The organism is Streptomyces sp. RP5T, assembly GCF_003933965.1.
Lineage (GTDB): Bacteria > Actinomycetota > Actinomycetes > Streptomycetales > Streptomycetaceae > Streptomyces.
On record NZ_RSAJ01000275.1, the window covers coordinates 1 to 10,828 of the forward strand.

The 10,828-nt window shown below is 71.3% G+C and carries 11 protein-coding genes and 1 pseudogene; 7 read left to right on the forward strand and 5 right to left on the reverse strand.

Translation table 11 applies throughout. The features are described 5' to 3' along the window. Both EHS43_RS25685 and EHS43_RS25690 read right to left on the reverse strand, forming a co-directional pair. A pseudogene (locus EHS43_RS25685) lies at window positions 1-313 on the reverse strand (hypothetical protein); the annotation flags it as partial. Then, the gene (locus tag EHS43_RS25690; protein WP_125193132.1) at window positions 310-876 is read right to left on the reverse strand and encodes a SigE family RNA polymerase sigma factor; all 567 of its coding nucleotides are present in this window, start codon (window positions 874-876) and stop codon (window positions 310-312) included. The gene EHS43_RS25690 and the pseudogene EHS43_RS25685, both read right to left, overlap by 4 nt. 236 nt (window positions 877-1,112) lie before the next feature. On the opposite strand from EHS43_RS25690, the gene EHS43_RS25695 reads away from it, so the two are divergent. Beyond that, window positions 1,113-2,516 carry an NCS2 family permease gene (locus EHS43_RS25695; protein WP_125193133.1) on the forward strand — a complete coding sequence of 468 codons (1,404 nt, stop codon included), beginning with the start codon at window positions 1,113-1,115 and terminating at the stop codon, window positions 2,514-2,516. A 13-nt stretch (window positions 2,517-2,529) separates the two neighbouring features. On the opposite strand, the gene EHS43_RS25700 is transcribed toward EHS43_RS25695, so the two are convergent. The 3 genes from EHS43_RS25700 to EHS43_RS25710 all read right to left on the reverse strand — a co-directional run bounded on the left by EHS43_RS25700 (window position 2,530) and on the right by EHS43_RS25710 (window position 5,528). Continuing rightward, on the reverse strand, window positions 2,530-3,981 hold the full coding sequence (locus EHS43_RS25700) for a penicillin-binding protein 2 (RefSeq protein WP_125193134.1): 1,452 nt from the start codon (window positions 3,979-3,981) through the stop codon (window positions 2,530-2,532). Between the two features lie 99 nt (window positions 3,982-4,080). Continuing rightward, window positions 4,081-4,551 (reverse strand): GNAT family N-acetyltransferase, encoded by a 471-nt coding sequence (locus EHS43_RS25705; RefSeq protein ID WP_125193135.1) that lies wholly within the window; start codon window positions 4,549-4,551, stop codon window positions 4,081-4,083. Between the two features lie 203 nt (window positions 4,552-4,754). After that, window positions 4,755-5,528, reverse strand: a complete 774-nt coding sequence (locus EHS43_RS25710; protein ID WP_007381154.1) for an IclR family transcriptional regulator — start codon at window positions 5,526-5,528, stop codon at window positions 4,755-4,757. Window positions 5,529-5,657: 129 nt separating this feature from the next. On the opposite strand from EHS43_RS25710, the gene EHS43_RS25715 reads away from it, so the two are divergent. The 6 genes from EHS43_RS25715 to EHS43_RS25740 form a co-directional block, all read left to right on the forward strand. Beyond that, window positions 5,658-7,187 (forward strand): aldehyde dehydrogenase (NADP(+)), encoded by a 1,530-nt coding sequence (locus EHS43_RS25715; RefSeq protein WP_125193136.1) that lies wholly within the window; start codon window positions 5,658-5,660, stop codon window positions 7,185-7,187. Window positions 7,188-7,290: 103 nt separating this feature from the next. Continuing rightward, window positions 7,291-7,899, forward strand: coding sequence for a DUF1349 domain-containing protein (locus tag EHS43_RS25720; RefSeq protein WP_125193137.1), 609 nt, complete (start codon window positions 7,291-7,293; stop codon window positions 7,897-7,899). A 154-nt stretch (window positions 7,900-8,053) separates the two neighbouring features. Then, on the forward strand, window positions 8,054-8,779 hold the full coding sequence (locus EHS43_RS25725) for a DsbA family oxidoreductase (protein WP_125193138.1): 726 nt from the start codon (window positions 8,054-8,056) through the stop codon (window positions 8,777-8,779). Window positions 8,780-8,876: 97 nt separating this feature from the next. After that, window positions 8,877-9,929, forward strand: coding sequence for an aminotransferase class V-fold PLP-dependent enzyme (locus EHS43_RS25730; RefSeq protein ID WP_125193139.1), 1,053 nt, complete (start codon window positions 8,877-8,879; stop codon window positions 9,927-9,929). A 57-nt stretch (window positions 9,930-9,986) separates the two neighbouring features. Then, on the forward strand, window positions 9,987-10,595 hold the full coding sequence (locus EHS43_RS25735; RefSeq protein WP_125193140.1) for an RNA polymerase sigma factor: 609 nt from the start codon (window positions 9,987-9,989) through the stop codon (window positions 10,593-10,595). Between the two features lie 34 nt (window positions 10,596-10,629). Further along, the coding region (locus EHS43_RS25740) for an anti-sigma factor (RefSeq protein ID WP_148104091.1) at window positions 10,630-10,828 on the forward strand (199 nt) is incomplete at its 3' end.

Consider the following 10,828-nt stretch of genomic DNA (forward strand, 5'->3'; position numbering starts at 1 on the left):
GGCTCGTCGCGTCGGGGGAGGGAGCGGGGGTGCCCGTGGAAGCGACCGACTTCTGCGCGGGCGGCTCGTCCTTGACCGCGGACGCCACCGCGTAACCGCCGAAGCCCAGCACACAGGCGACCGCGGCCGTGGCGCTCACCACCCGCACCCAGCCGTAGACCGGCGGCCGGGTCGCCCGGTGGTCGGGGCGGGTCTGCTCCGACATGCCGCGCTCGATCCGGGCGAGCATCTGCTCACGGTTCGGCTCGTGTGTCCCGGCCGCGTCCCGCAGCCGGGCGCGCAGATCGCCGTGCACGTCCCGCTGCATGGTCATCGGTCCCTTCCTGCGGTGTCGCCGGTGCGCGCCATCGCGGCGTGCATCCTCAGCGGAGCGTTGCGGGGGCCGAGCAGTCGCTGCAACTCGGCCATCCCCTTGGAGGTCTGGCTCTTGACGGTACCGACCGACACCCCCAGGGCCAGCGCGGTGTCCTTCTCGGAGAGGTCGAACGCGTGCCGCAGCACCACACACGCCCGCTTGCGGAAGGGCAGCCTGCGCAGCGCTTCCTGGACGTCGACCGTGCCCGCCACGTCGGGGTTCTCGACCTTCTCCTCGCGCTGGGACCAGAACAGGGCGACCCGCCGGCGCTCACGGACCGCGCTGCGGATACGGGTGCGGGCCAGGTTGGCGACCACTCCGCGGGCGTACGCCGCCGGGTGGTCCGCCGCGCGCACCCGGTCCCAACGGTGCCACAGCGCCAGCAGCGCGTCGGCCGCGAGGTCGTCGGCGGCGTCCGGCTCACCGGTCAGCAGATGGGCGAGGCGGGACAGTTCGGCGTAGTGGCGTTCGAAGAAGGCGTGGAACTCCACGGAGGCGGCGTCGTCGACGACTGTGCCCACGGGCTCCCTCTCCCTTGTGTGTCATGTGAATGACATGTGATCGTCCGGGGGTGGCCGGGCGGAGATCCGGAAGCCTAGCAGCGCCGCAGCAAGCGCTCTCGTACGGGTCTTCGAACGACGGAGGACGGGCCGGACCCCGAATCCGTAACACGGAGAAAACCTGGGGCGCGTTCACCGCAGGAACAATCCAGCCAGCATCCGCACACCGATCGTTCAGGCACCAGGGAGCAGCGAGCATGTCCGTCGACCAGTACTTCAGGATCTCCGAACGGGGATCCACCTTCGCCCGTGAGATACGCGGCGGCTTCGCCACCTTCTTCACGATGGCCTACATCCTTGTCCTGAATCCCATCATTCTCGGCAGCGCGAAGGACAAGTTCGGGCACCAGTTGGATGCGGTCCAGCTGACCACCGCGACGGCTCTGGTGGCCGCGGTGATGACGATCATCATGGGCGTGGGCGGCAACCTCCCGCTCGCGCTCGCCGCCGGGCTCGGACTGAACGCGGTCGTCGCCTTCCAGATCGCCCCGCTGATGAGCTGGGACGACGCGATGGGGCTGGTCGTCCTGGAGGGCCTGCTGATCTGTGTGCTGGTGGTGACCGGTCTGCGGGAGGCCGTCATGCACGCCATTCCGCAACCGCTCAAGCAGGCGATCAGCGTCGGCATCGGCCTGTTCATCGCGTTCATCGGCTTCGTGGACGCCGGCTTCGTGAGCCGCATCCCCGACGCCGCGAACACCACCGTGCCGGTTCAGCTCGGCGGCACCGGCACGCTCACCGGCTGGCCCCTCCTCGTCTTCTGCCTCGGGGTGCTGCTGACCATCGGACTGCTCGCGCGCAAGGTCAAGGGCGCGATCCTGATCAGCATCGTGACCATGACGGTCCTCGCGATGGTCATCAACTCGATCGCCGACATCAGGACCTGGGGGCTCACCACGCCTGCCTGGCCCGACAAGGTCGTCGACACCCCCGACTTCGGACTGATCGGCCACTTCAGCCTGTTCGGCTCCTTCAGCGCGCCCGGCGTCGGGATCGTCACGGTCGTCCTGCTGATCTTCACGCTCATCCTGTCCGACTTCTTCGACACGATGGGCACGGTCGTCGGGATCAGCGCGGAGGCCGGGCTGCTGGACGAGGAGGGCAAGGTGCCCCACCTCGGCCGGGTCCTGCTGATCGACGGGGCGGCGGCGGTGGCCGGCGGCGCGGCCTCGGCCTCCTCCGCCACGTCGTACATCGAGTCGGCGGCGGGCGTCGGCGAGGGATCGCGCACCGGCTTCTCGAACCTGATCACCGGCGGGCTCTTCGGCCTGGCCCTGTTCCTGACCCCGCTGCTGACCATCGTCCCGCTCCAGGCTGCCGCACCCGCGCTGGTCGCCGTGGGCTTCCTGATGATGACGCAGGTCAAGTACATCGACTGGGACCGCTACGACATCGCGATCCCGGCGTTCCTGACCATCGCCGTGATGCCGTTCACCTACTCGATCACCAACGGCATCGGCGCCGGGTTCCTCGCCTACGTCGTGATCAAGGTCGTACTGGGGAAGGCCAGGGAGATCCACTGGCTGCTGTGGGCCACCTCGGCGCTGTTCCTCGTGTACTTCGCGATCGACCCGATCGAGCAGGTGCTCGGCGCCAAGTAACCACCGGAAAGCGTCAGTTCTTCAGGGCCGTCTCCATCATGGCCTTGGCGACGGGGGCGGCCAGGCCGTTGCCGCTGACCTCCGAGCGAGCCGCGTTCGACTGCTCCACGACCACCGCCACGGCGACCTCCTTGCCGTCGGCCTTCCCGTAGGACGTGAACCAGGCGTACGGCGTCTTGCTGTTGTTCTCGCCGTGCTGGGCGGTGCCCGTCTTGCCGCCCACCGTCACTCCGTCGATCCGGGCGTTGGTGCCGGTGCCGTCCTGGATCACCGACTGCATCGCCGACTGGAGTTGCTCGGCCGTCCCCGAGCTGAGGATCCGGGTGGTGCTCGCCTCGTCGTCGTAGTTCTTCAGGACGTCACCGCCGTGGTCGGTGATCGTCGACACCATGTGCGGCGAGACCAGCTTGCCGTCGTTGGCTATGGCCGCGGAGACCATGGCCATCTGGAGGGGGGTGGCCGTGACGTCGTACTGGCCGATGCCGGTCAGGGCCGTGGAGGACTTGTCCATGCCGGAGGGGTAGACGCTGGGGTAGGCCCGCACCGGCACGTCCTGCCGGTCGTCGTTGAAGCCGAACTTCTCGGCTGTCGCCCGCACCTTGTCCTGGCCGAGGTCGACGGCCATCTTCGCGAAGACGGTGTTGCAGGAGTACTCGAGCGCGACCCGGATCGAGGCGTTCTCGCAGGGCGCCGAGGCGTTTTCGTTCCGCAGCGGGGTCACCGTGCCCGGCAGGGTGTACGGGTCCGGGCTCACGGTCTTCTGGTCCACCGAGGAGTAGAGACCGTCCTCCAGCGCGGCCGCGGCCACCACCAGCTTGAACGTCGAGCCGGGCGGCAGCGGCTGGCGCAGCGCGCGGTTGGTGAGCGGCTTGTCGGCGTCCGCGTTGAGCTGCTTCCAGGCGCTGCCCGCGGTGTTGGCGTCCGTCAGCGAGGAGGGGTCGTAGGAGGGCGTCGACACGACCGCCAGGATCTTGCCGGTCGTCGGATCGATCGCGACGGCCGCGCCCTTCTTGTCGCCGAGCGCGTCGTACGCCGCCTTCTGCACGGACGGGTCGATCGTCGTGATCACATCACCGGGCTCGGCCCGCTGATTGGTGACCGTGTCCATGACGGTCTTCAGCCGGCTGTCCGTGCCGTTGAGGAGGTCGGCGTAGATGCCCTCCAGCTGGGTCGGGGCGTAGGCCTGCGAGGCGTAGCCCGTCACCGCCGCGTACAGCTTGCCGTCCGTGTACGTGCGTTTGTACGCGAGGTCGCTGTCCGTCGTCCGCCGGGAACCCGTCACGGCCTTTCCGGCCACGATGATGTTCCCGAGCGGCGAGGAGTACGTCTCGATCGCGTTCCGCCGGTTGTCGTTGTCGTCCGCGAGTGCCTGGCCCTCGTAGAACTGCACCCAGGTCGCCCGGATCAGCAGAGCGAACACCAGGAGCAGCGCGAAGACCGATGCGCGCCTGATCGTCTTGTTCATCCCACACGCAAGACGACCGGACGGAAGCGAATCGTTCCCATGCGTCCGCTTTTCTCATCGGACGTTCATCTGCTCGGACGTTCATCTGCGGCGGCGGGCTCACGCGTCCAGCGCGAGCACGTACTCGTCGATCTCCGCACCGCGCGCCTGGGCGTACCCGGACGCCCGCGCGGTCACCCGGAACCCGCACTTCTCCAGGACGCGCAGCGAGCCGGAGTTGTCGGCGGCGGCACGGGCGTACAGGGGGCGTTCGGGCACCTGGACGAGAAGCTCCCGCAGGGCCGCGGTGGCGATGCCGCGCCCCCAGTAGGCGCGGTCGACCCAGTACGTCACCTCGCGCTCGCCCGGCTCGCCGTACACCGCCGCGCTGCCCACCACGTCACCGTCCATCAGGATCGTGCGGTGCACGGCGTCCGAGGCCCGGATCCGTTTCCAGTGGGCGTCGAAGGCGGCCCGGTCGGCCGGGTCCTTCGGGGTGAAGGCCGCCATGTGCAGGGCCTCGGGGTCGTTCATCTGCCGGAAGAAGACCGGCAGATCGCTGTCGTGGACTTCGCGGAGAACGATCTGCATGCCGCAGAGCGTAGGCCCTGCCGGCGGTGGGGCGGTTGTTTGTCCTCGGCTTGGTGGGGGCGGGCGTTCTGCGCAGTTCCCCGCGCCCCTGAGAAGCCTGTTGCGGTCGGTGGATCGGGCGCCGCGTTCGAGGGGCCCTGGCGGGGTGTGTGTGCGGCCTCGACAGGGTGCGTCGGAGCGGTCCGATGGGCCCGGCGCCGCGCTCAGAGTCTGCGGGTCGCCAGTGTCAGCCGGTCCCGGGCGTCGAACAGGGCGTCCTTCACCATCTGTTCGTGGGCCGGGGTCAGCCGCGCCACCGGCACCGAGCAGCTGATCGCGTCCCGCGCGGGCGTGCGGTAGGGGATCGCCACGCCGAAGCAGCGCAGGCCCAGCGTGTTCTCCTCGCGGTCCACCGAGAAGCCCTGTTCGCGGATCTGGTGCAGCTCCTCGATGAGCTTCTCGCGGTCGGTGATCGTGTGCTCGGTGAGCGCCGGCAGGGTCTCCGGCAGCATCTTGCGGACCTGCTCGTCGGAGTAGGTGCTCAGCAGCGCCTTGCCGAGGGACGTGGAGTGCGCCGGCAGCCGGCGGCCGACCCGGGTGAAGGGCCGCAGGTAGTGTTGCGACTGCCGGGTGGCGAGGTAGACGACGTTCGTGCCGTCGAGGCGCGCGAGGTGGATGGTCTCGGTGGTGTCGTCGGAGAGCCGGTCCAGGGTGGGCCGGGCCGCCGCGACCACCTCGTCGCCGTCGATGTACGAGGTGCCGACGAGCAGCGCCCGCACCCCGATGCCGTACCGCGTGCCCGTCGCGTCGGTCTCCACCCAGCCCAGTTCGACCAGTGTGCGCAGCAGCATGTAGAGGCTGGACTTGGGGTAGCCGACGGCCTCCTGCACGGCCGCCAGGGAATGCATGCCGGGGCGCCCGGCGAAGTATTCGAGCAGTTCTACCGTCCGTACCGCGGACTTGACCTGTGACCCGCCGCCCGTCTCGCCTGCCGACATCGCCCTTGACCCCTTTGTTGGACGAGAACCAGAGTTATAGTCTCCAACAGCATATTCACCATCAGAGACAGCGTTCAGTATATCGAACGTTCCTGGTGAATGACCCAGATACACGTGGAGGGACCCGCGGTGGCAGCAGCACCAGTCTGGAGTGTCGACCCCCGAACCGGGAAGCAGCGCGAACAGGTTGCGGTGGAGGCCACAGCCCAGGAGGTGGACGCCGCCGTCCGCGCCGCGTACGACGCGCGCGCCTCCCTCGCCGACCGCACCGTCCGCGCGGCCTTCCTGCGCACCGCGGCCACCAAGCTGGAGGAGTCCAAGGACCACCTCGTCGAGGCCGCGGACGCCGAGACCGCGCTCGGCCCGGTCCGGCTGACCGGCGAACTCGCCCGCACCTGCTACCAGCTGCGGGCCTTCGCCGACATCGTCGACGAGGGCGAGTTCCTCGGCGTGGTGATCAACCACCCCGACGACACCGCGACCCCGCCGATCCCGGACCTGCGCCGCTACAAGGTGCCGCTGGGCGTCGTCGCCGTCTACTCGGCCTCCAACTTCCCCTTCGCCTTCTCGGTCGCCGGCGGTGACACCGCGAGCGCGCTGGCGGCCGGCAACCCGGTCGTCGTCAAGGCCCACCCCGACCACCCGGGCCTGTCCGAGCTGGTCGCCTCCGTGCTGCGCCGGGCCGCCGACGAGCATGGCATCCCCGCGGGCGTGCTCGGCCTCGTCCACGGCTTCGAGGCCGGCGTCGAGCTGATCAAGCACCCGCTGGTCGCCGCCGCGGGCTTCACCGGATCCGTGAAGGGCGGCCGCGCCCTGTTCGACGCGGCGGCCGCACGGCCGGTGCCGATCCCCTTCCATGGCGAGCTGGGCTCCCTGAACCCGGTCGTGATCACCGAGGAGGCCGCGGCCGAGCGCGCGGAGGCCATCGGCGCCGGGCTCGCGGGCTCCATGACCCTCGGCGTCGGCCAGTTCTGCGTGAAGCCGGGCCTGGTCCTCGTGCCGTCCGGCGCGGCCGGCGACGGACTGGTGAAGTCCCTGACCGACGCGGTCAGCGACACCGACCCGGGCGTTCTCCTCGACCACCGCATGCGGGACAACTTCGTCAACGGAGTCGCCGAGCGCACGCGGCTGCCCGAGGTCGGGTCGCCCGTGACGCCCGGAGCTGGCGGCGAGCACACCGTCAGCGCGGGCTTCCTCACGGTGGCGGCGGAGAAGCTGACCGAGGAGGGGGCGTACGACCTGCTCCTGGAGGAGTGCTTCGGCCCGGTGACCGTGGTGGTCCGCTACGACGACGACGAGCAGGCGCGCACGGTGCTGTCCCGGCTGCCCGGCAACCTCACGGCGACGGTCCACCTGTCCGAGGGGGAGGCCGCAGGACAGGGACGCGGCGCGGAGATCCTCGCGGAGCTGACCCCGCTCGCCGGCCGTGTCCTGGTCAACGGCTGGCCGACCGGTGTCGCGGTGGCCCCGGCCCAGCAGCACGGCGGCCCCTACCCGGCGACGACGTCCACCTCGACGTCGGTGGGCGGCACGGCGATCGAGCGCTGGCTGCGGCCGGTGGCGTACCAGGGTGCGCCCTCTGCTCTGCTGCCGCCCGAACTGCGGGACGAGAACCCGCTGGGGCTGCCTCGTCGGTTCAACGGGCGTCTGGAGCGGTAGCGCCTATGGGGTGCGGTGGACTGCCGGCCGACGGTCCGCCGGGGCAGGTCGCGCAGTTCCCCGCGCCCCCAGGAAGCTCGCCCGGACCTGACAGACTTGGCTGATGGACGTCGAACTCCCCGAACTGCCCTTCGCGCTGCGCACCTACGGCCCCGACGGGCACTGGCTCCACGAGGACGGCATCCTCTCCGGCTGGGCCGGCCCCCGGCAGGACCGTTTCGTGCCGCCCACCGGGGAGTCCCTGGACCCCGCCGCCGACGCCCCGCGCCTCCTCGGCTCCCCCGAGGGCGACTTCCAGCTGATAGCCCGGGTCACCGTCGGCTTCAACGCGTCCTTCGACGCGGGCGTGCTGTACGTCCACGTCGGCGAGCGGGCCTGGGCCAAGCTCTGCCTGGAGAACTCCCCGGACGTACCCACCGTCTGCACGGTCGTCACCCGGGGCCACTCCGACGACTGCAACTCCTTCACCGTGGACGGCAGTTCGGTGTGGCTGCGGGTCAGCCGCACCGGCCGCGCCTTCGCCTTCCACGCCTCCCGCGACGGCAAGCAGTGGATCTTCGTGCGCCTCTTCACCCTCGGCGACGACAAGGAGACCGGTGCCGCCCTGGTCGGTTTCATGAGCCAGTCCCCGATGGGCGAGGGCTGCGTGGTGACCTACGACCACATCGAGTACAGGCCGGACTGGCCGGCGGACCTGCGGGACGGCAGCTGAAGCCTCCGGCGGCGGTTCGGCGGGTGGGGGTCCGTCGTGGCCGGTCGCGCAGTTCCCCGCGCCCCTGAGGGCGGAATAGTCCGAGCCGTTTGAATGTTCACGCACCCGGCGGAGGGAGTCTCCGCACCCGTCCGACCCGGAGAGAGCCGTAGACATGCGCGTCGAGATCTGGAGCGACATCGCCTGCCCCTGGTGCTACGTGGGCAAGGCCCGCTTCGAGAAGGCGCTGGAGGCCTTCCCGCACCGCGACGGCGTCGAGGTGGTCCACCGGTCGTTCGAGCTGGATCCCGGGCGCGCCAAGGACGACGTCCAGCCCGTCCTCGCGATGCTCAGCAAGAAGTACGGCATGAGCGAGGCCCAGGCCCAGGCCGGCGAGGAGAACCTCGGCGCCCAGGCCGCCGCCGAGGGCCTCGCCTACCGGACGCGCGACCGCGACCACGGCAACACCTTCGACCTGCACCGCCTCCTCCACCTCGCCAAGGAGCACGGCAGGCAGGACGAGCTCGTCCAGATCTTCTACCGGGCCAACTTCGCCGAGGAGAGGTCCCTGTTCACCGAGGGCGACGAGCGCCTCGTCGAGCTCGCCGTGGAGGCCGGGCTGGACGCCGACGAGGTCCGCGAGGTCCTCGCCGATCCCGCCGCCTACGCCGACGAGGTCCGCGCCGACGAGCGCGAGGCCGCCGAGCTCGGCGCGAACGGCGTCCCCTTCTTCGTCCTGGACCGCACGTACGGCGTCTCCGGCGCCCAGCCCGCCGAGGTCTTCACCCAGGCCCTCACCCAGGCCTGGGGCAACCGCTCCCCGCTTCAGCTGATCGACCAGGGCGACGCCGGCGCCGAGGCCTGCGGTCCCGACGGGTGCGCCGTACCCCAGCAGGGCTGAGAACGCGCAGGTCGGCGCGGACGTATAAGCGTTCCTTGGCGGAACCACGTAGAAAATCGCAATGGACCGAGAGGTCTCCCGGCCCCACAGTGGAGCCATGGAGACCTTCGAGAGCCTCGTCCGCGCCGAGTTCGCCCCGAAGAACACCTTCCTCAACACCGCGAGCAGCGGCCTGCTCCCCGCCCGCACCGTCGCGGCCCTCCAGCAGGCCGCGCTGATCCGGGCCGAGGGCAGGCCGCTGGACCCGCTGTTCCAGGACGTGGAGGCGGCCCGCGCCGCGTTCGCGCGGCTCGCCGGCGTCCCGGTCGCCCGGGTCGCGGCCGGCGCGTCCGTGTCCGCCCACTCCGGCCTGGTCGCCGCCTCGCTGCCGCCGGGTGCCGAAGTCCTCACCGCCGAGGACGACTTCACCTCCGTCGTGAACCCCTTCCACACCCGCGGCGACCTCAAGGTGCGCATCGTGCCGCTGGAGCGGCTCGCCGACTCCGTCCGTCCCGGCACCGCCCTCGTCGCCGTCAGCGCCGCCCAGTCCGCCGACGGCCGGATCGCCGACCTGCCCGCCCTGCGCGCGGCGGCCCGGGCACACGGCGCCCGCACCTACGTCGACTTCTCGCAGGCGGCGGGCTGGCTCCCGGTGGACGCGGAGTCGTACGACTACACCGTCGCCACCACCTTCAAGTGGCTGTTCGGCCCGCACGGCGCGGCCTTCCTCGCCGTGCCGGAGGACTTCGGCGACCTGAAGCCGGTGCTCGCCGGCTGGGTCGCGGGGGAGGTCCCCTGGGACAGCTGCTACGGCCCGGTCACCGAACTGGCCCACTCCGCCCGGCGGTTCGACGTCAGCCCGGCCCTGTTCACCTACACCGGCACCCGCCGCTCCCTCGAACTCCTGGAGGAGCTCGGCGTGGACGCGGTGCGTGCCCACGACCTCGCCCTCGCCGACCGCTTCCGCACCGGACTGGCCGCCCTCGGCCGCGAACCCCTGCCGGCCCCCGGCTCACCGATCGTGTCCGTGCCCGGACTCGGCGGGCAACAGCCCGAGTTGAGCGCGGCGGGCATCGAGGTGTCCAACCGCGCCGGCAACCTGCGCGCCTCCTTCCATCTGTACAACACGGCCGCGGACGTCGACCGGCTTCTGGACGCCCTGTCTTCCTGAACCGCTGGCGCCGCGCCGCCCGGGACGCTAGGAAGGGCACCAAGGGGTGGTGGTGCCGTGGAGTCCGCGGAGGGGACGACGTCCGTGCAGCAACCCGCGGACGCGGAGCTGCACCGGCGGCTGGTGTACGGCGACGAGTCCGCGCTGGCCGAGGCGTACGAGGCGTACGGCGGGCTGGTGCGGGCGGTCGCGCTGCGCGTGACCCGCAGCGGGGCCGCGGCGGAGGACGTCGCGCAGGAGGTCTTCGCCCAGCTGTGGAGCCGGCCGTACGCCTTCGACGCGCGCCGGGGCAGCCTGCGGACCTGGCTGTCGGTGCTGGCCCACCGCCGGGCCGTGGACTGGGTGCGCGGCGAGGCCCGGCACCGCAAGGACGTCCGCGCCGACGACCTCGCCCTGCACGGCATCCCGGACGCCTCTCCCGGCCCCGCCGAGGCGGTCGTGGACCGGGAGCGCTCCCTCCTGCTGCACAGCGCTCTCGCCGAACTCCCGCAGCCGCAGCGGGAGGTGGTGCACCTCGCCTACTTCGCGGGCCGCACCTACCGGCAGGCCGCCGTCGAGCTCGGCATCCCCGAGGGCACCGCCAAGACCCGGCTGCGCACCGCGCTGCGCGCCCTGGCGGAGACTTTGGCCGACCCACCCGACCCGGCCTGGGAGAAGGGCGCATGATGGCGGCAGGGGAACACAGGGAAGGGGGCGCGCGGTGACCGGTCACGACGACGTCCGCGACCTGCTGGCCGCCTGGGCCTTCGGCGCCCTGGAACCGGCCGAGGAGCGGCTGGTGCCACCCCACCTGGCCGAGTGCGGGAGCTGCGCGGCGGAGGCGGAACGGCTGCGCGCCACCGTACGCATGCTGGACGGCCCACCGCTCGACGAGCCGCCGTCCCCCCGTGAAACCCCCC